Source organism: Mesorhizobium intechi, from assembly GCF_002879535.1.
GTDB classification, from domain to species: Bacteria; Pseudomonadota; Alphaproteobacteria; order Rhizobiales; family Rhizobiaceae; genus Mesorhizobium; species Mesorhizobium intechi.
Window position 1 is genome coordinate 1 of the sequence record NZ_PNOT02000385.1, and the last position, 19,810, is coordinate 19,810.

22 protein-coding genes and 1 pseudogene are annotated in these 19,810 nt (G+C 63.8%); 14 read left to right on the forward strand and 9 right to left on the reverse strand.

Features of this window, described 5'->3' with window-relative positions; translation table 11 throughout:
- The coding region (locus tag C1D09_RS32155; RefSeq protein WP_143977947.1) for an aminopeptidase at nt 1-500 on the reverse strand (500 nt) is incomplete at its 3' end.
- Nucleotides 501-686: 186 nt separating this feature from the next.
- Nucleotides 687-1,601 carry a LysR substrate-binding domain-containing protein gene (locus tag C1D09_RS32160; protein ID WP_143977948.1) on the reverse strand — a complete coding sequence of 305 codons (915 nt, stop codon included), beginning with the start codon at nt 1,599-1,601 and terminating at the stop codon, nt 687-689.
- 96 nt (nt 1,602-1,697) lie between these two features.
- Here C1D09_RS32160 and C1D09_RS32165 point away from each other — a divergent pair, with 96 nt between their 5' ends.
- The 3 genes from C1D09_RS32165 (at nt 1,698) to sbmA (ending at nt 4,572) form a co-directional block, all read left to right on the forward strand.
- Nucleotides 1,698-1,919 carry a hypothetical protein gene (locus C1D09_RS32165; protein ID WP_246135960.1) on the forward strand — a complete coding sequence of 74 codons (222 nt, stop codon included), beginning with the start codon at nt 1,698-1,700 and terminating at the stop codon, nt 1,917-1,919.
- A gap of 118 nt (nt 1,920-2,037) precedes the next feature.
- On the forward strand, nt 2,038-3,198 hold the full coding sequence (locus C1D09_RS32170) for a YbfB/YjiJ family MFS transporter (RefSeq protein WP_143977950.1): 1,161 nt from the start codon (nt 2,038-2,040) through the stop codon (nt 3,196-3,198).
- Nucleotides 3,199-3,312: 114 nt separating this feature from the next.
- A complete protein-coding gene (gene sbmA / locus C1D09_RS32175) occupies nt 3,313-4,572 on the forward strand; it encodes a peptide antibiotic transporter SbmA (RefSeq protein WP_143977951.1) in 1,260 nt (419 codons plus the stop codon).
- A gap of 36 nt (nt 4,573-4,608) precedes the next feature.
- Here sbmA and C1D09_RS32180 read toward each other — a convergent pair whose 3' ends face one another.
- On the reverse strand, nt 4,609-5,616 hold the full coding sequence (locus C1D09_RS32180) for a polysaccharide deacetylase family protein (RefSeq protein WP_143977952.1): 1,008 nt from the start codon (nt 5,614-5,616) through the stop codon (nt 4,609-4,611).
- Between the two features lie 216 nt (nt 5,617-5,832).
- On the opposite strand from C1D09_RS32180, the gene C1D09_RS32185 reads away from it, so the two are divergent.
- A complete protein-coding gene (locus C1D09_RS32185; protein WP_143977953.1) occupies nt 5,833-6,498 on the forward strand; it encodes a tetratricopeptide repeat protein in 666 nt (221 codons plus the stop codon).
- Between the two features lie 62 nt (nt 6,499-6,560).
- Complete coding sequence (der, locus tag C1D09_RS32190) at nt 6,561-8,000, forward strand: ribosome biogenesis GTPase Der (RefSeq protein ID WP_143977954.1); 1,440 nt, start codon at nt 6,561-6,563, stop codon at nt 7,998-8,000.
- An 18-nt stretch (nt 8,001-8,018) separates the two neighbouring features.
- On the opposite strand, the gene C1D09_RS32195 is transcribed toward der, so the two are convergent.
- Nucleotides 8,019-8,936, reverse strand: coding sequence for a LysR substrate-binding domain-containing protein (locus C1D09_RS32195; protein ID WP_143977955.1), 918 nt, complete (start codon nt 8,934-8,936; stop codon nt 8,019-8,021).
- A 119-nt stretch (nt 8,937-9,055) separates the two neighbouring features.
- Here C1D09_RS32195 and C1D09_RS32200 point away from each other — a divergent pair, with 119 nt between their 5' ends.
- The 7 genes from C1D09_RS32200 (at nt 9,056) to C1D09_RS32230 (ending at nt 14,656) form a co-directional block, all read left to right on the forward strand.
- A complete protein-coding gene (locus tag C1D09_RS32200; protein ID WP_143977956.1) occupies nt 9,056-10,363 on the forward strand; it encodes an MFS transporter in 1,308 nt (435 codons plus the stop codon).
- Nucleotides 10,364-10,493: 130 nt separating this feature from the next.
- On the forward strand, nt 10,494-11,678 hold the full coding sequence (locus C1D09_RS32205) for a cell wall hydrolase (RefSeq protein WP_143977957.1): 1,185 nt from the start codon (nt 10,494-10,496) through the stop codon (nt 11,676-11,678).
- 257 nt (nt 11,679-11,935) lie between these two features.
- A complete protein-coding gene (locus tag C1D09_RS32210) occupies nt 11,936-12,343 on the forward strand; it encodes an AtpZ/AtpI family protein (protein ID WP_143977958.1) in 408 nt (135 codons plus the stop codon).
- Nucleotides 12,344-12,427: 84 nt separating this feature from the next.
- The gene (locus tag C1D09_RS32215) at nt 12,428-13,186 is read left to right on the forward strand and encodes a F0F1 ATP synthase subunit A (RefSeq protein WP_019856924.1); all 759 of its coding nucleotides are present in this window, start codon (nt 12,428-12,430) and stop codon (nt 13,184-13,186) included.
- Nucleotides 13,187-13,262: 76 nt separating this feature from the next.
- Complete coding sequence (locus tag C1D09_RS32220) at nt 13,263-13,487, forward strand: F0F1 ATP synthase subunit C (protein ID WP_013896722.1); 225 nt, start codon at nt 13,263-13,265, stop codon at nt 13,485-13,487.
- A gap of 67 nt (nt 13,488-13,554) precedes the next feature.
- Nucleotides 13,555-14,154 carry a F0F1 ATP synthase subunit B gene (locus C1D09_RS32225; RefSeq protein ID WP_143977959.1) on the forward strand — a complete coding sequence of 200 codons (600 nt, stop codon included), beginning with the start codon at nt 13,555-13,557 and terminating at the stop codon, nt 14,152-14,154.
- A 10-nt stretch (nt 14,155-14,164) separates the two neighbouring features.
- Nucleotides 14,165-14,656: a F0F1 ATP synthase subunit B gene (locus C1D09_RS32230; RefSeq protein ID WP_019856926.1), complete on the forward strand. Its 492-nt coding sequence runs from the start codon at nt 14,165-14,167 to the stop codon at nt 14,654-14,656.
- A gap of 118 nt (nt 14,657-14,774) precedes the next feature.
- Here C1D09_RS32230 and C1D09_RS32235 read toward each other — a convergent pair whose 3' ends face one another.
- Together C1D09_RS32235 and C1D09_RS32240 are read right to left on the reverse strand one after the other, a co-directional pair.
- Entirely contained in the window at nt 14,775-15,470 is a 696-nt protein-coding gene (locus C1D09_RS32235; protein ID WP_143977960.1) for a ribonuclease HII, read from the reverse strand.
- Nucleotides 15,471-15,623: 153 nt separating this feature from the next.
- Nucleotides 15,624-16,778, reverse strand: coding sequence for a PA0069 family radical SAM protein (locus tag C1D09_RS32240; protein WP_143977965.1), 1,155 nt, complete (start codon nt 16,776-16,778; stop codon nt 15,624-15,626).
- A 150-nt stretch (nt 16,779-16,928) separates the two neighbouring features.
- Between C1D09_RS32240 and C1D09_RS32245 the strand changes: the two genes are divergently transcribed.
- Both C1D09_RS32245 and C1D09_RS32250 read left to right on the forward strand, forming a co-directional pair.
- Nucleotides 16,929-17,456, forward strand: coding sequence for a glycosyltransferase (locus C1D09_RS32245; RefSeq protein WP_143977961.1), 528 nt, complete (start codon nt 16,929-16,931; stop codon nt 17,454-17,456).
- Between the two features lie 144 nt (nt 17,457-17,600).
- Nucleotides 17,601-18,575 (forward strand): phytanoyl-CoA dioxygenase family protein, encoded by a 975-nt coding sequence (locus C1D09_RS32250; RefSeq protein WP_143977962.1) that lies wholly within the window; start codon nt 17,601-17,603, stop codon nt 18,573-18,575.
- Here C1D09_RS32250 and C1D09_RS32255 read toward each other — a convergent pair.
- The 3 genes and pseudogenes from C1D09_RS32255 to C1D09_RS32265 all read right to left on the reverse strand — a co-directional run.
- Nucleotides 18,565-18,999, reverse strand: coding sequence for a GFA family protein (locus C1D09_RS32255; protein ID WP_143977963.1), 435 nt, complete (start codon nt 18,997-18,999; stop codon nt 18,565-18,567). The two genes, C1D09_RS32250 and C1D09_RS32255, sit on opposite strands and share 11 nt — an antisense overlap.
- Nucleotides 19,000-19,139: 140 nt before the next feature.
- Nucleotides 19,140-19,694, reverse strand: a complete 555-nt coding sequence (gene moaB, locus C1D09_RS32260; protein ID WP_143977964.1) for a molybdenum cofactor biosynthesis protein B — start codon at nt 19,692-19,694, stop codon at nt 19,140-19,142.
- Nucleotide 19,695: 1 nt separating this feature from the next.
- Nucleotides 19,696-19,810, reverse strand: a pseudogene (locus tag C1D09_RS32265) (4-(cytidine 5'-diphospho)-2-C-methyl-D-erythritol kinase); the annotation flags it as partial.

A 19,810-nucleotide genomic window follows, 5' to 3' on the forward strand; every position in this document is an offset into this window, starting at 1 on the left:
GGAAACACCTGTTTGGCCCAGGCGAGGTCAGGGTAGGCGACGATGTTCCAGTTGATGTCGAAGCCGGTGATTTTCTCCAGCGCCGGCTGGTAGGCCATGGAATTCGCCTTGTTGGCGCGCGCCACTTTGGCCGGATCCTGCGCCGACAGGAGCGAGGGATCCTCGCCGCGCACGGCAAGCCTGGCGGCGTTGTTGGAAAAAGCCTTCGCCATGCCTTCATAGAGCCAGCCGGCGGCGCGATCGAAGCTGGCGTCGGCACCGAAGCGGTAGCGCGCCAGCGTCATCTCGTCATCGTTGAAGATCGGTGTCACCAAACCGGCACCGGCCTTGTAGGCATGCTCTACGATGCGTCTGGTCAGCGGCAGGGCCGCAATCGACGAGGTCAGCACCAGATCCTGGCCGGGCTGCAACTGCAAGCCGACCTTGATGGCGACTTCCGCCAGCCTGTCGAGCTTCACCGGGTCGATTGTTGCGGAAACGCCGCGCGAATGTGTGGTCATGATCCTGCCTGCCGTGATGTGAGGTCCGGTACCTTACATAGACCGGCGCCACCCTCCTTTCCACCGCGATTGCGCTGGGCCAGTTCACGCCATCGTCCCGAAAGGCGGGAACCGGTTTCCGGATAAGATCACGGTCGACCAGAAGAGACAGAGACCCATACCGATTCCATCGGGACGAAACGGGCTCTATGCCGCGCTTTCGAGCGATCCGAACTGCGCCATCGTCACGTCGATCTCTTCCTTGATCCAGGCCTTGAAATCCCGGACCTTGCGACTCTCCGCGTTGGCCGACGCGGTTACCAGCCAATAGCCGAGCCCGCTCTGCGCGCGGATGCCGAACGGCGCTACCAGCCGCCCGTCGGCCAGCGCATCCGCCGTCAGCAACTGCCAGCCCAGCATCACGCCATGGCCGGCAATCGCCGATTCCAGGCACAGCATCGGGTCGGTGAAGCGAGCGCCTTTCTGGAAGGTGACGGGCGCGACACCGGCCGCCGCGAACCAGCTTTCCCAGTTGAACATCGCCCGCTCGTCGGTGATGGCGCAGGTCTGCGCAAGGTCCTCGATCGATTTCAGTTTCCGGGCGATGTCAGGTGCGCAGACCGGGAACACTTCCTGCGCCAGGAGCAGTTCGGCCTGCCCGCCGGACCATTTGCCGTCGCCAAGCCGGATCGCGATGTCGACATCGGAATGGTCGAGATTGGCCAACCGCACCGACGCGTCGATGCGCAACAGCACGTTGGGATGGCGGTCGAAGTGACGCGACAGCCTGGGAAGCAGCCATTTCGAAGCGAAGGCCGGTGCCGCCGAGACGACCAATGTGCATCGGGTCGCTTCGTCGGCCAGCGCCACGGCCTGAGCAAGCTCGCGAAATCCAGCCCCGAGGCGGGTCGCGAAAACGGCGCCGAACGCGGTCAACACCAGACCGCCGGCCGCGCGTTCGAACAGCGCCTGGCCGAGCTGCTTCTCGGTGCGGCTTATCTGCTGGCTGACGGCACTGACGGAAACGTTGAGCTCGCCGGCGGCTGCCGCAAGCGAGCCCAGACGGGCAACTGTTTCGACGGCGCGAAGGCCGTTGAGGTGGACGCGGTTCAGCATGGTCATTTGAGATTTTCTAAACTGGTCCCGTTGAAATCTCAATTGAAAGACGCGACAGAACGGCAGACTTTATCGATGGGAGCCATATCCGAGGAGCCGCAAATGCAAGGGCTGTTGTCGTCGCTGAAGGTTCTGTTTGCAGTGGGCACGCCGTATGGCACGGGCGTGCGGAACGACACGCAGACATGGCTGACCGATCCGCTGTCGCATCCTGTGCTGGGCGCCATGTCCGAGCGTGAATTGGGCGACGTACCGTTCAGACTGACGGCGCGGCGAACGGTGCACGAGACCGCTTCATTGCATGCCGGCTTCGGCAGGCTCTGACGGGCCGAGGGCGTGCCTTCAGCTTAACCGCAGGTCGAACCGGTCGCGCCGCTCCGCGCGCACTGGCCCAACTGATGGCGGATTGTTTCAGCGATCCCTGCATTTATTGTGCGCAGCAATGAGATCGGCCACCTCAACAGCACTGCGCTTCACCCTCGCCGGCATGATCGCGATGGCGGTGGCCATGGGCATCGGCCGCTTCGTCTACACGCCGATCCTGCCCGGCATGATGGAAGAGCTGCATCTGTCGCCGGCCAATGCCGGCTGGATCGCCTCGGCCAATTATCTCGGTTACCTCGTTGGCGCGTTCGCGGCGGCGGGCGGCTGGGCGCGCGGGCGCGAGCGTCTGCTGATGCTGGGCGGACTTGGCGCCAGCACCATCCTGGCCGCGCTGATGGGGCTGACCGACGCCATGGCCGCCTTTCTCCTCATCCGCCTTCTGGCCGGTCTGGCCAGCGCCTTCGTGATGGTCTTCATGGCCAGCATCGTCTTCAGCCATATCAATGCCGCCGGTCGCGGCGACCTGCAGGCCTGGCATTTCGGCGGCGTCGGCCTCGGCATCGCGGTCTCCGCGGCGATGATGGCGCTGCTGGTCACCGAGCATGCCGGCTGGGCGGCGGGCTGGTTGTGCTCGGCGGCGATTTCGGCTTGTGGCTTCGTGGTCGTGGCACTTCTGGCGAACGAAGGCCCGATCGCCAACGGCACAGCCGTCCGTGAGCCGGCCCTGCCGGAAGACCGGTCCCTGATAAAGATCATCGTCGCCTACGGCTTGTTTGGTTTTGGTTATGTGGTAACGGCAACATTCCTGGTCGCTATCGTCCGCCAGGGCGGCGGCAGCCGCGTCTTCGAGGCCATGGTCTGGATGGTCGCCGGCCTCGCCGGTCTTCCTTCGACCTGGTTGTGGCAGAAGATAGCCCGGCGGGTCGGGCTCAACGCCGCTTATGCGTTGGCGTGTTTCATCGAAGTGATCGGCGTCACCGCCAGCGTGGCGCTTGGCGGATATTCCGGACCACTGCTTGGCGGTCTGCTGCTCGGCGGCACCTTCATCGCCATCACCGCGCTTGGCCTGCAGGCCGCGCGGCAGCAGGCGCCACAGGCGCCCCGGCGCATCTTTGCCTTGATGACGGCTTCGTTCGGCCTCGGCCAGATTATCGGCCCCATCGCCGCCGGCCTTTTGGCGCAGATGTCGGGGGATTTCTTCCTCGCTTCGATCGTCGCCGCGGCCATGTTGGTGGTCTCCGGCGTCATCACGTGGTCGGCCGCGCCAAAATCGCCATGATTTGTGGTCTTGCTCTGCGCCGGGCATCGGGCAGGCATTTTCTTTCCCCCTAATGTGTGACTTTATGCCCGCCGAAGTCAGCTGATTTGCCCATCAAGCAAGGAATTCGCCACAGTGTTCGTATCCTTCTTCCCGCAGCCGAAGCTGTTTTTCTCTTCGGCCGCCATCTGGAGCCTTGCGGCGATCCTGTTCTGGTTTTTCGGCGGTGAGCAATTGGGCGCCGTCTTTGGCCTCCCGCCCGCGGCAGCTGGCGCGCCGCCCATTATCGGCATCGCCGTTCTCGTGTCGAAGCCGTTTCTCTGGTTCTACATCTACTTCGTGGCCTGCGTGGCGATTTTCTACGCATTCTGGAGCTGGTATTCGCCGCATCCGTGGCAGCGCTGGTCGATCCTGATGACGGCGGTCATCCTGTTCTTCATCTATTTCAATGTGCAGGTCAGCGTCGCCGTCAACGCCTGGTACGGGCCTTTCTTCGATTATGTGCAGGGGCTGATGTCAGGGACGGGAAAATCGACCAACGGTGAATTCTACACCGGATTGGCCGATTTTTCCTGGCTCGCGCTGGTCGGCATGAATGTGCAGGTCGTCAATGCCTTCATCGTCAGCCATTGGATCTTCCGCTGGCGCACGGCGATGAACAACTACTTCATCGAGAACTGGGCCAGGCTGCGCCATATCGAGGGTGCTTCGCAGCGCATCCAGGAAGACACGATGCGGTTCTCGCAGATCATGGAAGATCTCGGCTCCAGCTTCGTCCAGTCGATCATGACCTTGATCGCATTCCTGCCGGTCATGATCCAGCTGCAGGCCCACATCAGCGAGTTGCCGATCATCGGCGCGATCCCGCAGCCCCTGGTGGTCGCCGCACTTGCCTGGTGTCTGTTCGGAACGATCTCGGTGATGATTGCCGGCCTGAAACTTCCGGGGTTGCAGTTCCGCAACCAGCGCGTCGAAGCCGCTTACCGCAAGGAACTGGTCTATGGCGAGGATCACGCGGACAGGGCCCAGCCGGCCACGACAGCCGAACTGTTCGCCAATGTCCGCCACAATTATTTCCGGCTCTATTTCCACTACATCTATTTCAACGTCGTCCGGTACACCTACCTGCAGGCCGACAACATCTTCTCGCTGCTGATCCTGGGTCCGTCGCTGGTCGCGCACAAGATAACGTTCGGTGCTCTGAACCAGATCTCGAACGCCTTCGGCAAGGTGACGGGTTCGCTGCAATTCCTGCTCACCTCGTGGTCGACCATCGTCGAGCTGCAATCGGTCCACAAGCGCCTGCGCGCCTTCGAGGCGACGCTGCTGGGTGAGCCCTTGCCTGATATCGACCAGCGTTATCTGGCAAGGCACGGCGCCGAAGATCCGGCCTAAAAAAGCCGAGGTTTGGAAATCGACCTGGTTGGCGGCTCAGCCGCCAACCGACGCCTGCTTCCGGCCGGCAGCCTGCCGCGAAACGAAGTCGCGAAAACTGATGCATTCGACATCGGCCTTGACGCAGGCCTCGCCGGCAAAGCGCTCCAGCGCGTTCCAGTAGGCGCCGTCATTCATCAGCGTGAAGTGGAAGCCGAGTTCCAGCGGAATGCGCTTGCCCTGATACTGCGCGTCGAAGGCGGCGCGAAAGGCCTGATAGGCCCTGTCGGAGAATTCGCCCGCCTTGCTCGGCCGCTCGAAACCGCCGGAATGCCTGACGTAGAGATTGTAATCCATGGCGATGACCGGCCTGGATTTCGGTCCTTCCGGGATCTGCGGCAGTGAAAAGTGGGTGATGCCGTCGACGCGCGGCGGCTGGGCAGGACCTCGCGAGACGCCGCTGGCGTCGAATTCGTAGCCGGCGGCGGGCAAGGCCTCGTAAAGAGCCTTGTTTGCCGACAAATACGGCGCGCGGAAACCGACCACGGCACGCCGTGCGAAATCGCGCCAGCCAGCGGGCTCAGGCGCGATGCCGTTGATTGCATAGGCGTTCTCGAGAATGTGTTCGAACGACGCGAATTCTTTCAGCCAGTCGGCCTTGCTCCAGTCCTTGCCGTCGAAATGGCCGCAGGCATGGCTGGCGATATCGTGGCCTTCATGCGTGGCAAGGCCGATCTGCTCGAGTCGCTCGGCCACTTCCTGTTTGGAGGCGGCAAAGCCGATGTTGGATTTGCCCGATGTCTTGCCGGGCGCGGTGTATTCCTTGCGGGTCTCCGGCGACAGCAGGAAAACGCAGGAGAGAAAATAGGTGAAATGCGCGCCGGTGCGCTGTGCCAGCGCCCGGCTGCGCTTCCACTGCGAGATGTCGCGGGCGCTGTCGAAGGAGATGATCACCACCTGCTTCGGCTTGGCCGGAATTGGCGGTGCGGGCGGATCGGCAAGGGCTACGCCGGCGGTGGCGAGCGAGAGAAGCGAAAACGCGGCAACACGGGACAAACAAGGCATCGGCAAACTTACAGGCTCCGGGCGGTCAGCAAGCCGGCTATCGCCGAAATGTGGCGTGGGTGCGATTGGGCTTTTTGCCAGTTTGCCTGGACAAACATCCGTTTGCCCCCTGCGGAATAGGCGATTTTCCGGCCGAACCCCTTCCATGCCGACAAAATTTCGCTAAAACGCGGGCTCGTGAACCGCCCCGGCCCGGGGCAGGAATGGTTTTGATTGATGTCCGACGACAGTTTTATCCGTGAAGTCAACGAGGAGATGCGTCGCGACCAGGCGCAGAAGCTGTGGGACCGTTTCGGCCCGGCCTTGCTTGTCATCGCGATCCTCGTGGTGCTCGGCACCGCCGCCTTCGTCGGCTATCGCTATTGGGACGAGACGCGCGCCAACCGCTCTGGCGATGCCTTCTCGCAGGCGCTGAAGCTTGCCAATGACGGCAAGAACGACGAGGCGCTGGCCGCGCTTGACCAACTGGAAAAGGATGGCTACGGCGCCTATCCGCTGCTTGCCCGCATGCGTGCCGCCACCGTCAAGGCGAGCAAGGGCGACACTGCTGCCGCCGTCAAGGATTTCGACGATGTCGCCGCCGACACCGCCATCCCCCAGGGCATTCGCGACATGGCGCGGCTCAGGGCAGCGCTGCTGCTCGTCGACCACGGCTCCTTCGCCGACGTTTCCAGCCGCGTCGAGGCGTTGACGTCGGACACCAACACGCTGCGCCACACGGCGCGCGAAGCGCTCGGCCTTGCCGCCTGGAAGGAAGGCAAGACCCAGGACGCGCTGAAACTCTTCGACCAGATCGCCGCCGATGACGGCGCCCCGCGCAACGCCCGCGAGCGGGCAACGCTGATGTCCGAGCTGATCCGCGGCTCGGGCAATGCCTCGTAAATGCATGTCGCCCAAAAGTGTGCAGCGGTTTGGGACAATGACATGCATGACTGTAGGATCGCATGACCTTCAAAGTCGCCATCATCGGCAGACCTAACGTCGGCAAATCGACCCTTTTCAATCGGCTGGTGGGAAGGAAGCTGGCGCTTGTCGACGACACGCCGGGCGTCACTCGCGACCGTCGCGTCCATGCCGCCAAGCTTTACGATCTGCATTTCGACGTCATCGACACAGCCGGTTTCGAGGACGCCGGCGCATCGACCTTGCCCGGCCGCATGCGCGCGCAGACCGAGATCGCCATCCACGAAGCCGACCTGATCTTCTTCACCATCGACGCCAAGTCCGGCCTGCTGCCGGATGACAGGACCTTCGCCGAGATCGTGCGCAAGTCCGGCAAGCCGGTTGTGCTGGTCGCCAACAAGGCCGAAGCCAAAGGTGCGCAGGGCGGCATGCTGGAGGCCTGGGAGCTCGGGCTTGGCGAGCCGATCCCGGTTTCCGCCGAACATGGCCAGGGCATGCCCGATCTGCGCGATGCGGTGATCGCGGCCCTCGGCGAGGCGCGCGCTTTCGGCGAGGACGAAGAGGGCGAAGACGACGAGATCGCCGCCACCGAGGTGCTGATCGGCGAGGACATTGCAGACCCTGACGCCGAGGATGCCCACACTTACGATGACACCAAGCCGATGCGCATCGCTGTCGTCGGCCGCCCGAACGCCGGCAAGTCGACGCTGATCAATGCGCTGATCGGCGAGGAGCGGCTGCTGACCGGACCGGAAGCCGGTATCACCCGCGATTCGATCTCGGTCGACTGGGATTGGCATGGCCGCCGGCTGAAGCTGTTCGACACGGCCGGGATGCGCCGCAAGGCGAGGATCCACGAAAAGCTGGAAGTGATGTCGGTGCAGGACGGCTTGCGCGCCATTCGTTTTGCCGAGATCGTCGTCATCGTGCTCGATGCCACCATTCCCTTCGAGAAGCAGGATCTGCAGATCGCCGACCTGATCATCCGCGAGGGCAGGGCGCCGGTGATCGCCTTCAACAAATGGGACCTGATCGATCATCCGCAGGAGCTGCTGGCGGAGCTGCGCGAGAAGACCGAGCGGCTGCTGCCGCAGGTACGCGGCATCCAGGCAGTGCCAGTCTCGGCCGAGACCGGGCGCGGCCTCGACAAGCTGATGGATGCGGTGCTGCGGACCCACAAGGTCTGGAACAGCCGCGTCTCGACGGGCAAGCTCAACCGCTGGCTGGAAGCCATACTGGCGCATCATCCGCCGCCCGCCGTTGCCGGACGCCGGCTCAAGGTCAAGTACGTCACCCAGGCCAAGACCCGGCCGCCAGGCTTCGTGGTCCAGTGCTCGCGGCCGGAGGCGATGCCGCAATCCTATGTGCGCTATCTCACCAACAGCCTGCGTGAAGCCTTCGACATGCCAGGCGTGCCGATCCGCATCGCGCTGCGCACCTCGGACAATCCATTCGCCGGCCGGGCCAAGAAGCGCAACTGAGCGTCGCTACTCGTCCGATCAGGCGACGGCACGCAAGCCGGCAGTCCGCGCATTGCCCGGCAACGCCTGCCGCGCCGCCTCCAGCAATATGGCGGCGAGGCGGGCCGCCACCGGCTCGGGTTCGGCATCCCGGCGGTGCAGGAACAATGCCATCTTGGGCAGTGCCGGCAGGCCGGCAATCTCCGGCGTCATCGCGTTGACGCTGGACGGCAGGCCGATGTCGGTGCGGATCGTCAGCCCCAGCCCAGCCGCCACGGCCGCCCAGATGCCGCCAAGGCTCGGGCTGGAGAAGGCCATGCGCCAAGGCAGGCCAGCGCGGTCGAGCGTTTCGGTCGCCACGGTGCGCAGAAGGCACGGCGCCTCCAGCGCCACCAGCGGCAGCGGTTCGCCGTCGCGCAGGCTGGTCTCGACGCGCTTTGCCGGGCCGATCCAGCGCATGGGAACATCGGCGACATGCTCGCTGTAGGGCAGCGTCTGGCCGCTGTGCCAGGCGAGCGCGATGTCGAGGCTGCCTGACATCACCCTTTCGGCCAGCTCATGGCTGCGCGCGATCCTGGCCTCGATCTTGACCTTGGGGTGGGCGCGAGCGAAGCGGCCGAGCACGTCTGGCAGCACCGCCTCGCCAAAATCCTCCTGCAGGCCGAGCCGCACCCAGCCTTCGAGCTCGACGTCGTGGATCGCAGCCGCCGCCTCGTCATTCAGCTCGAGCAGCCGCCGAGCATAGCCGAGCATGGTTTCGCCGGCCTCGGTCAAGGCGAGACCGCGCCCCGCTTTGCGGAAGATCGGCGTCGCTGCCTGTTCCTCCAGTTTCTTCAATTGCGCGCTGACCGCCGAGGTTGACCGACCCAGCCGGTCGGCGGCCTTGGCAAAGCTGCCCAGCTCCATGCCGGTGACGAAACTGCGGAGAACGTCGAGGTCGAAGGTCACGCGTTGCATGGAAACGTCCTGATTTTCAGGATCGATAGTCAAAAACTTCCTGATTTTAAGGATGAACTTATGGCGCTAGAGAAATGCCGTCAAGGTCCAGGCGACTGGGCCACCACGGGAATGAAATCATGTCCGTCATTGTCGACTGCACCGACCAAGACACGCAGAAACTCCTGGGAGACAGTGCTGCCGGCCCTGCCGGAAGGGCGTTCAGCCCCGGCCACCGCTGGAAGGTCCTGGGCATCGGCGTCGCCGCCAATGCCAGTTTCTCGGCCACCTTCTCCGGCATACCGGCAACGGCTGTCGTGCTTCGACAGGGCTATCACTTGAGCAATGCCGAACTTGGCGTCGCGCTTGGCGTTCTCGGCCTGGGCGTTGCGCTCAGCGAGTTGCCCTGGGGCTTGCTCACCGATCGCTGGGGCGACCGCCGCGTGCTGCTGACCGGGCTTGGCGCAACGGCAGCCTGGCTTCTTGCCATGGCCATGCTCGTCGTGCCGACAAGGTCAGGCGTTCCCGATGTAATGCTCCTGTCGGCAAGCCTGCTCCTCACCGGATTGCTCGGCGGCAGCGTCAACGGCTCGAGCGGCCGCGCCATCATGGGCTGGTTCCGGGAAAGCGAACGCGGCTTTGCCATGAGCATAAGGCAGACGGCGGTGCCGCTCGGAGGTGGCCTCGGCGCGCTGGTCCTGCCGTCCGTTGCGCTCGCCTTCGGCTTTTCCGCGGTGTTCGGGCTGCTGGCCGGCGCATCCGCTCTCTCCGCGCTGTTTGCCTGGCGCTGGCTGCATGAGCCGCCCACGGCGGGTCACGTCGCTGCGTCGGCCGTGGCCGGACCAGAGCCGCTGCGCAACATCGAGGTCTGGCGCATCGCCACCGCCATCGGCCTGCTCTGCTTCCCGCAGGTGGCCGTGCTCACCTTCGCATCGGTGTTCCTGCACGACTTCGTCGGGCTGGGGACGGCGGCGATCAGCGCGAGCCTCGCCGCGGTGCAGACTGGCGCCATGGTCATGCGCGTCTGGAGCGGCCGCTTCACGGACCGCCATGGCAACCGTCGCCAGTTTCTGCGCTCATGCAGTGCGCTCAGCGGGTTGGCCTTCTCCGTGCTTTGGCTGATGGTCCTGGCCAGCCCCGCGACGCCGGGCGGCCAGTCCTTGCTGATTGCCGTCCTTCCCTTGGTGCTGATTGTCGCGGCCATCTCGGTCTCCGCCTGGCACGGCGTCGCCTATACCGAGCTTGCCACCCTTGCCGGCGCCGGCCATGTCGGAACCGCGCTCAGTCTGGCCAACACTTTTGTCTTCGTCGGCTTCTTCGTTGTGCCGGTGGCCATTCCGGGGCTGCTGCACCTCTGGTCCTGGTCCGGCGTCTGGTTGTCGGCCGCCATCTGCGCGCTGATCGCCTGGCCGGTCTTCCTGCGGCCGGCTTGTACGCTCCGGCCTTAAGACCGCCCGACTTCGAAACCACGACCTTGAGCCGGCTGAGAAAACCCGATCGATCCTGTTAACGTCCCATCAAGGTTAATGCATCATTTTGCTCTCCAGTGGGGTCAGTAGCGTTCCTGGAGAGAGTTCCGTGCATCGACGCGTCTTGAAGCGGCTTGTTGCCGCCGCCGGTGAGAAGAAACGCAATTTTGTGTCTCCTTTCATCATCGGCCTCGGCATCTGGATCGGCTTCCCGACCGTCGCCGCCTACCAGGACATGACAAGCCTCGTCTCCGGCCTCGAATCGCCGACCGCGCGCTGGAATTCCTATGTCGAGAGATCCGTCGCCGGTTCGACCCACGCCGCCGAGATGCCGTTCGTCGATTCCGACGTCACCGGCTCGATCTCCGGATCGGGTATTCACCTGGCTGGCGTCGGCAACGTGTCGTTCCGCGGCAAGGGCGGCAAGGTCAGCGGCTCGCCCGACGAGGACCGCGTGGTGCGCGCCGACAAGAAGGGCCGCATCGTCCAGGTGTCTCCCGTTGCGCCGCCGAAAAACTTCAACGCCGGTTCGATCTTCCAGCGGACCTCCTCGCTGATGCGGCCGAGCATGGACGGCGGCCTGAAGATGGCTTTCGCCAAGCCGCAGATCAAAGGCAAGGAAATCCAGATCGCCGCTGAATTCCATGCGCGTGAGGACAAGAAGCCGGATCCCGGCGTGCCGGCCATGCTTGCCGCCCTGGTCAACAACGATCATCCCGATGTTCTGGCGACGGCCTATGCGCAATCGGAGCCGGACTATGCCAAGGCTTCGCCCTTCGAAGCCCTGCTGCAGGACGAGCAGCCCAGCAGCGGCCGCTTCATTCCACCGATGGCCAAGGGCGACCATTGGTGGATCCAGAACCCGCTTCCGGCCAGCGTCTTCTCCAAGAACGAACAGGCATGCCTGGCCAATGGCATCTATTTCGAGGCCAGGAGCGAATCCGTTCGCGGCCAGGCCGCGGTTGCCCAGGTCATCCTCAACCGCGTCCGCAACCCCGCTTATCCCAATTCGATCTGCGGCGTCGTCTACCAGAACGACAGTTGGTTCAACCGCTGCCAGTTCTCCTTCGCCTGCGACGGCAGGAAGAAGCGCATCGAAAGCCCGGCCGCCTACAAGACCGCGCAGGATATCGCCATGGCCGTCACTGCCGGCAAGATCTTCATTCCCGAGGTCGGATCGTCGACCCACTACTATGCCCAATATGTCCATCCGGGCTGGGCCCGTACCATGCAGAAGATGACCAAGATCGGCCTGCATATCTTCTACCGCACCTATGGCGGCGGCTGGAGTTGAGAGCTTCCCCAGCCGATGGTCTTTTCCATCGGCCACAGGCTCGATCAGGGAGCCATTGCCTGGAGGATTCGCACAGCGCATCCCCATCATCGCGACGGGCACGATGTCGCACCTCGCTAATCGTTTGATTTTGTTGCCTAAAATACATGGCAATGATCTTCCGCCCGTGGCTTGACGGGCGCAAACCCTCTAACTATGTTGCCGGCGACTTTAGAAGCGGACGGACGGTGACGGTCTGACCGGGCAGGGGGGTTGCGATGGCCGATAAAAGCAGGCCAGACGGAACCGGAGAAACCGGCCGCGGCAAGCAGCATGAACCTGACATCCGCGACGACGATCTTGAGCGACGTCGGCGTGAACTTGAAGCATCGCTTGCGACAAGGCTGCCGAACCGGCTCGAGGGGAAAGACGACGCGAAAGCGGGCAGTGCGGCCGGATATGGCCAGGCGGTCAAACTCTCCAGTGAATTTATCGCTGGCGTGGTCGTGGGCGCCGGCATCGGCTGGATCATCGACCGTATGGCGGGGACATCGCCGTGGGGTCTGATCGTTTTCCTGCTGCTCGGTTTTGGCGCCGGCGTGCTCAATGTCATGCGTTCGGCAGGCGTTGTGGCAGAATTCGGACAGGGCAATAAATCGCGCTCTGGCCGGGACGACAGCAAATGACCGTCTTTCAGGCGGCATTCGGAAATAGCCGCCCTCACGCGGCAATGGTAATTTGGCCGTACGCGGCATTGACGGGGTTAGAACGTGGCAGCTGACAAGGTCGATCCGATCCACCAGTTCCATATCATCAAGCTGGTTCCGATTAACATCGGCGGCTACGACCTGTCCTTCACGAATTCGGCACTGTTCATGGTCGCGACCGTGGTCGTCGCGGCCGCGTTCCTGTTCCTCACGACATCGAGCCGCAGCCTGGTTCCCGGCCGGCTGCAGTCGATCTCCGAGATGGCCTATGAATTCGTCGGCAACATGTTGCGTGATGCCGCCGGCACGCAAGGCATGAAGTTCTTCCCCTTCGTGTTCTCGCTGTTCATGTTCGTCCTGGTCGCCAATCTGCTGGGCCTGTTTCCTTATTTCTTCACCGTCACCAGCCACATCATCGTCACCTTCGGCCTCGCCGCCTTGGTGATCGGAACCGTGGTGGTCTATGGCTTCATGAAGCACGGCCTCGGCTTCCTGAAACTTTTCGTGCCGCATGGCGTGCCGGTGTTCCTGCTGCCGCTGGTGGTGCTGATCGAAGTCATCTCCTTCGTCTCGCGCCCGGTCAGCCTCTCGGTTCGTTTGTTCGCCAACATGCTTGCCGGTCACATCACGCTGAAGGTGTTTTCGGGCTTCGTCGTCAGCCTCTCCGCGCTCGGCGCGGTCGGCGTCGCGGGCTCGGTCCTGCCGCTGGCCATGGCGGTAGCGCTGACGGCGCTTGAATTGCTAGTCGCCTTCCTGCAGGCCTACGTCTTCGCGGTGTTGACCTGCATGTATCTCAACGACGCCCTGCATCCCGGGCATTGAGGAAGAGTTTCCGGCCCAAGGACATTGGCGCCGGATGGAAACGCAACGGAATTTCAGATCCAAAGGAGTCGAACAAATGGACGCAGAAGCAGCAAAGTACATCGGCGCCGGCATCGCTTGCCTGGGCATGGGTGGCGCAGGCATCGGCCTGGGCAACATCTTCGGCAGCTACCTGTCGGGCGCGCTGCGCAACCCGTCGGCTGCTGATGGCCAGTTCGGCCGCCTGATCTTCGGCTTCGCCGTGACCGAAGCTCTGGGCATCTTCTCGCTTCTCATCGCGCTGCTGGCCCTGTTCGGCTGAGCCAGGCTTTGGGAAGATTGGACAGGCCGGCCGCGCAAGCGGCGGGCCTGATATCAGGGGATAGTCCATGTTCGTGACATCTGCCTTCGCGCAAGAGTCCGCGCCATCAGCCGATACCAGCCATGCCGCGACCGGAGCCGATACGCACTCCGGTACCAGCGTGCCTGCCGAAGCGCATGGCGCATTTCCGCCCTTCGATCCTGCGACCTTCCCGTCGCAGCTTCTATGGTTGGCGATCACTTTTGGGCTGTTCTACCTCTTCCTGAAGCGGGTCGTGGTCCCGCGCGTCGGCGGCATCATTGATGTCCGCAACGATCGCATCAGCCAGGATCTCGATCAGGCGGCGAAGTTGAAGGGCGAGGCCGACGCCGCCGTTGCTGCTTACGAGCAGGAACTGGCGGAGGCCAAGAGCAATGCCAACTCGATCGGCCAGCAGGCCGCGGATGCGGCCAAGGCGGAAGCCGAGGCCGCGCGCAAGAAGATCGAGGCCTCGCTCGACGAGAAGCTTGGCGAGGCCGAGGCGCGCATTTCTTCCATCAAGGCCAACGCCATGAAGGAAGTCGGCAGCATCGCCGAGGACACTGCTTCGGCGATCGTCGAGGCCCTGGTCGGCGGCAAGGCCAGCAAGGCCGAGGTCGCGGCCGCGGTCAAATCCGTGGCCCGGTGAGGAGCGCATCATGGACGCTACATCTCTCGCAACGCTTTGGGCCACGATTGCCCTGATCATCTTCCTGGGCGTCGCCATCTACATCAAGGTGCCCGGTCTTATCGCCAAGGCGCTCGACGCCCGCGCTGCCAGGATCAGCAGCGAACTCGACGAGGCACGCAAGCTGCGCGACGAGGCCCAGCAACTGCTCGGCCAGTACAAGAAGAAGCGCAAGGAAGCCGAGCAGGAGGCGGCCGACATCGTCGCGGCCGCCAAGCGCGAAGCCGAAATGCTCGCCACCGAAGCGCACAAGAAGACCGAAGACTATGTCGCCCGCCGCACGGCACTCGCCGAGCAGAAGATCGGTCAGGCCGAGCGTGACGCGGTCGCCGAGGTGCGCGCCAGCGCCGTCGACATCGCTGTCGAGGCCGCCCGCGCGCTGCTCGCCGCCAAGGTCGACGTCAAGGCGGGAGCAGACCTGTTCAAGGCTTCGCTCGCGGATGTGAAGGCCAAGCTGAACTAGGTTGACATTTGAATATCAAAAGGCCGCCCGGGCAACCTGGCGGCCTTTTTTGTTGGGTGCTACGTCAACGCTGCCGATCTCCCCATGAAGGCGGAGATCGCTCGCGCGGCCGGTCTCCTCAATCGAGCTCGGCGAAGCTCTCTTCCTCGGTCACTTCCGCGCCGTTCAGCCTGAACGGCGCGAACGAGACGCGGTGCAGCCGTGCCACGGGGCCATGCGTCTCGATCGCCGTGCGGTGCCGGGCCGTGGCGTAGCCCATATGGACCTCGAAGCCGTAGCGGTCGTGGTGACTGCCGCAGCCGCACATCATGCGGTCGCGCATGACCTTGGCGACGATCGAGGCGGCGGCGATCGACTGCGAGCGCTGGTCGCCCTTGATCAGCGCGCGTCCGTCGCATGGCAGTCCGGGCGGCACGTCGCGGCCGTCGGCAAGCGCGAGCTTCGGGCGAACCGACAGCCCGACCAGAGCGCGGCGCATCGCCTCGAGGCTAGCCTTGAGGATATTGCTGCCGTCGATGCCCTCGGCGCTGATCGAGGCCATCGAGACCGCGTGCGCGGAGCCAAGAATGCGAAGGAACAGCGCCTCGCGCTGCAAATGGCTGAGACGTTTGGAATCGTCGAGGCCTTCGGGGATGTTGGCTGGGTCAAGCACGACAGCGGCCGCGACCACCGGTCCGGCCAGAGGACCGCGCCCGGCCTCGTCCATCCCGGCCACCGGCCACAGGCCGTCAGCCATCGCCTTCGTCTCGAAGGAGAAATCGGGTCKCTCGACGATTTCGAAGAGAAGCGGAGAATCGGAACGCGCGCGAGCCATGTTGCGGCGAGGTTCGCATCGGCTCCGATTCTCCGCAAGTCCCTCCGGGTCGGGTGGGGCGCCGGACCGGGAGGGCACCGTCTGCAGGCCGGGGCAGGCCGGACGGGATTTTGTGCGCCGTGGCAGCTCAAACCGCCGCGCCGAATTGCAGTCTCACAGCAGCATCAGCTGTTCCTGGTCTTTTCCGGCGGCGATGAACTGGTCGGTGCGCAGCGTGCGCCGTTCGATATTGAGGCCGAGCCGCCTTGCGGTGATCTCGAAGCGGCGGCCGATCTGCCAAGCATAGGGTCCGGCGCCCTTCATGCGCTTGCCCCATTCCGAATCGTAATCCTTGCCGTCGCGCATTGACCGGATCAGCGACATCACGTGGCGATAGCGGTCTGGATAATGGCGCAGCAGCCAGTCCTTGAAGATCGGGCTGACCTCCAGCGGCAGGCGCAGCACGACGTAACCCGCCTCGCGCGCACCGGCGGCGTACGCCGAATCGAGGATCCGCTCCATCTCCTGGTCGGTGAGGCCGGGGATGATCGGCGCCACCATGACCGAAGCCGGAACGCCTGCGTCGGAAAGCTGCCGGATCGCTTCGAGGCGCTTGGTCGGCGTCGACGCGCGGGGCTCCATTGTCCTGGCCAGCATGCGGTCCATTGTCGTCACCGACAGCGCCACCTTGGCCAGCCCGCGTTCGGCCATGCGCGACAATATGTCGATGTCGCGCGTCACCAGGGCGGATTTGGTGACGATGCCGACCGGATGGCCCCGCGCTTCCAGCACTTCGAGGATCTCGCGCATGATCCGGTACTGTTTCTCGATCGGCTGGTATGGATCGGTGTTGGTGCCGATGGCGATGGTGCGCGGCTGGTAGCCGTCCTTGGACAGTTCCTTGTCGAGCAGTCGAGCCGCATCCGGCTTGGCGAACAGCTTGGATTCGAAATCCAGCCCCGGCGACAGGCCCATGAAGGCGTGCGTCGGCCGCGCGAAGCAATAGACGCAGCCATGTTCGCAGCCGCGATAGGGGTTGATCGACCGGTCGAAAGAGATGTCAGGCGATTCGTTGCGAGTGATGATGGTGCGCGGCTTTTCCACCTGCACCTCGGTCTTGAACGGCGGCAGTTCCTCCAGCGAACTCCAGCCATCGTCGAAGACATGCCGGCTGACGGGTTCGAAGCGGCCGGACGGATTGATGCCCGCCGACCGGCCGCGATTGCGGTCTGGACGGATTCGCATGCCACTCTGCTCGATCATCGCATTGGCCATTTCGGCTCGTCCTGCCCCGAAGGCTGCAATGTCGGCACGCACGATCGGTTCCATCTTGGCCCGCTCCCAGGGACTGTCCATGTTGTTTCGAATCGCTCTGTTCATGAAATTATTCCTATTTTGTCGATGAGAACAAAGCAAGAACTTTTTGTGCTGCGCCGCAAAAACTGGCGCTGTGCGCGGCTTTCCGCTATTCGGCTGAATATGCTCAGTGTTCTCATCGAAACCCGCAATGACGAGGAGGCTCTCGCCCGCACGCTCGGCTCGCTGATTGGCGGCGCGGTCGAGGGCGTGGTGCGCGAGGTCGTCGTCTGCGACACCGGCTCCATCGACCAGACGCATCATGTCGCCGAGCATGCCGGCTGCCACTATGTGGCAAGCGGCGGCATCGCCGCCGGGATAAGGCAGGCCAAGGGTGATTGGCTTTTGCTGCTGGAGCCGGGCGCGCGTCTGGGGGAGGGCTGGATCGACGCGGTCGTCGCCCATACGGCGAGGCAAACCACGGCGGCGCGGTTTTCGCGCGCCCGCGGCAGCCGCACGCCCTTCCTGGCTCGGGTCTTTTCAGGGAACCGCGCGCTCGCCGACGGGCTGGTGATCAGCAAGCGCCAGGCGGCGTCCTTGTCGAAAAATGCCGGCAGCGCCGAGGCGCTGGCGCGCGGCCTGGCGACGAAGAAGCTTGAAGCCGAGATCTGGGTGGCGCCGCCGAAGCGGCAACACCGGGCGCCGACGTGATTTTTTGCATCTGCTCTGTTCATTGTGCATTGCACAAAATCCGACGCGAGGTTAGCCTTCCCCGAGGTGGGTGAATAGGGTTTGGGTCATGCGAGTGGTGGGCACCGATGCGGCATCGGTGTCACCCTCATGGACGAGGACCCGATGACCGTTTCAACGCCTGACAAGTCCGGAGCCGCCAGTCTCGAGGCCATTGCGCGCGACGGCAGCCTGCTGCGGCGCATCGCCGTTCGCATTCCGACCTATCTCACGGATCTGCGAGAAAACCCCGCCTGGTTACCGATGTTCATGCTGGCGCGCACCATGGCTGGGCGCCGGATGCATTGGTTGGGCGCAAAACGCGCCCGTCCTGCCGACAATGTGGGGGACACGATGTTCGCAGGCGTCGAGCGGGCGGCGGTGGTCGATGCGCTGCGTTCCGACGGCCTGTTTTCAGGACTCATCCTGCCGCCGGCGATCCATGAGGAGATCGCGGATTTCGCCGGGCGCACGCCTTGCTTCGGCAATTTCGACCGCCGTCTCGAATTCATGCCGGGCGACCATGCGCAAGCCGAGAAACGCCTGGGCCGCTCTCTGCTCAGCGGGCACTATTTCGAACGCATCCTCGACTGCCCGGCAGCACTCGCCATACAGCACGATCCGCTGCTTCTCGACATTGCAGCGCACTATCTCGGCGCTCAGGCGAAACTGATCACGACGCGCGTCTGGTGGAGCTTTCCGACCGGCAAAGCCTCGGACGCCGACAAGAACCTTGCCTCGCTCGGCAAGTATCACTTCGACCTCGACGACTGGCGCATGCTGAAATTCTTCTTCTACCTCAAGCCCGTCGACGCCGACACCGGCCCGCATGTCTATGTCAAGGGCAGCCACAGGCGCCGCGCCATGAAGCATCAGTTGACCCTGCTGGTAGGTCATCCCGCCCAGGAGGTGCTGGACGTCTATGGCGAGCAAAGTCCGGTGACGCTGACCGGCGAAGCCGGCCTCGGCTTCGTCGAGGATCCTTTCGGTTTCCACATGGGCACCGTGCCGGCGCGCGCGCCGCGGCTGATGATGGAAGTCGGCTTCGGCGTTTCGCGCCCCTCGCGCCGGCGTTTTCACGGCGAGCCGGTCATCCGTTGAAGGCCGATTGAATCTCCACCGGCATCCAGCGCGCCTGTCGCCGGGCAACACGGCCTTCCCGGCTCTCGGCATCATAGTCCACGGCGACCGGTTCGCGGCTGAACAGTGGCCGGTCGTCCAGGGCATTGACGATGACGATTGCCCTTGGATTCCTGTCATCGCTGGTGACCGCCGCGACATAGACGCCGCAGTCACGGCAGATCAAATAGTCGGCCGTGCGCAGCCCGAACCGGTATCTGTGCAATCGGGCTTCGTCCTCGACCGAGACGATCAGCCTGCCATCCGGATCGGCGACGGCGCGCGAGCCGTGTTTGATGCAGAAAGCGCATTGGCAGGCGCGGACTTCGATTTGCGTTGGATCGAGCTCGGTTGAAAATCGAAGACCTACGTTGCCGCAATGGCATCCACCGGTATGCTCGTTCATCGCATCTTCCCTGTCGGATCGGCTATTGCCTTCCGCGAGAAAGTACTTTCGCCGGTATGCGGTTTGGAATGGCTTTTCGAAGGCAAAGGCGCCGTTTTGCCTGGCAAACACGGCGTGGAACCCGGGCTTCACCTTCGGTTTTACGGAGCCGACTTGCCGCGCCGCAGATGTTCGTCAAGGCGCGGCATGATCTCGACGAAGTTGCAGGGCATGTGGCGATAGTCGAGCTGCGCCTTGAGGATGCCGTCCCAGGCATCCTTGCAGGCACCGGGCGAGCCCGGCAGCACGAAGACGAAAGTGGCGTTGACGACGCCTCCGGTCGCCCGGCTCTGGATCGTCGAGGTGCCGATCTTGTCGTAGGAAATGCGGTGGAACACTTCCGAAAACCCGTCCATGCGCTTTTCGAAGATCGGCTCCAGCGCCTCCGGCGTCACGTCGCGTCCGGTAAAGCCGGTGCCGCCGGTGGTGATGACGACATCGATGGCCTTGTCCCGCGACCATGCCAGGACCGTGTCGCGGATCTTGTCGCGGTCGTCGGTGACGATGTCGCGGGCGGCCAGGATGTGACCGGCCTCGGTGATGCGGTCGGCCAGCGTCTGGCCGGATTTGTCGTCGGCAAGGCTGCGCGTATCGGAAACCGTCAGCACCGCGATGCGCACCGGAATGAACAAACGGCTCTCGTTAAGGCCAGCCATCTCACTCAGCCTCTGATGTCATGCTTCGCGTCGCCGCGACGAACCAGTCGGGCTGGCGGCCGCGGATCTCGGCCGCCGCGCGCTTGGCGACATTGCCGGTCTCGAACAGGCCGAAA

Bases quoted from the DNA above. Each gene is read 5' to 3' on its own strand.
- C1D09_RS32210 (WP_143977958.1), top strand. From the start codon at position 11,936: ATGGCCGATAAAAGCAGGCCAGACGGAACCGGAGAAACCGGCCGCGGC.
- moaB (WP_143977964.1), bottom strand. From the start codon at position 19,694: ATGGCTGGCCTTAACGAGAGCCGTTTGTTCATTCCGGTGCGCATCGCG.
- C1D09_RS32185 (WP_143977953.1), top strand. From the start codon at position 5,833: ATGTCCGACGACAGTTTTATCCGTGAAGTCAACGAGGAGATGCGTCGC.
- der (WP_143977954.1), top strand. From the start codon at position 6,561: ATGACCTTCAAAGTCGCCATCATCGGCAGACCTAACGTCGGCAAATCG.
- C1D09_RS32165 (WP_246135960.1), top strand. From the start codon at position 1,698: ATGCAAGGGCTGTTGTCGTCGCTGAAGGTTCTGTTTGCAGTGGGCACG.
- C1D09_RS32255 (WP_143977963.1), bottom strand. From the start codon at position 18,999: ATGAACGAGCATACCGGTGGATGCCATTGCGGCAACGTAGGTCTTCGA.
- C1D09_RS32195 (WP_143977955.1), bottom strand. From the start codon at position 8,936: ATGCAACGCGTGACCTTCGACCTCGACGTTCTCCGCAGTTTCGTCACC.
- C1D09_RS32220 (WP_013896722.1), top strand. From the start codon at position 13,263: ATGGACGCAGAAGCAGCAAAGTACATCGGCGCCGGCATCGCTTGCCTG.
- C1D09_RS32240 (WP_143977965.1), bottom strand. From the start codon at position 16,778: ATGGAACCGATCGTGCGTGCCGACATTGCAGCCTTCGGGGCAGGACGA.
- C1D09_RS32245 (WP_143977961.1), top strand. From the start codon at position 16,929: ATGCTCAGTGTTCTCATCGAAACCCGCAATGACGAGGAGGCTCTCGCC.
- C1D09_RS32170 (WP_143977950.1), top strand. From the start codon at position 2,038: ATGAGATCGGCCACCTCAACAGCACTGCGCTTCACCCTCGCCGGCATG.
- C1D09_RS32200 (WP_143977956.1), top strand. From the start codon at position 9,056: ATGTCCGTCATTGTCGACTGCACCGACCAAGACACGCAGAAACTCCTG.
- C1D09_RS32230 (WP_019856926.1), top strand. From the start codon at position 14,165: ATGGACGCTACATCTCTCGCAACGCTTTGGGCCACGATTGCCCTGATC.
- C1D09_RS32160 (WP_143977948.1), bottom strand. From the start codon at position 1,601: ATGACCATGCTGAACCGCGTCCACCTCAACGGCCTTCGCGCCGTCGAA.
- C1D09_RS32180 (WP_143977952.1), bottom strand. From the start codon at position 5,616: ATGCCTTGTTTGTCCCGTGTTGCCGCGTTTTCGCTTCTCTCGCTCGCC.
- C1D09_RS32250 (WP_143977962.1), top strand. From the start codon at position 17,601: ATGACCGTTTCAACGCCTGACAAGTCCGGAGCCGCCAGTCTCGAGGCC.
- C1D09_RS32225 (WP_143977959.1), top strand. From the start codon at position 13,555: ATGTTCGTGACATCTGCCTTCGCGCAAGAGTCCGCGCCATCAGCCGAT.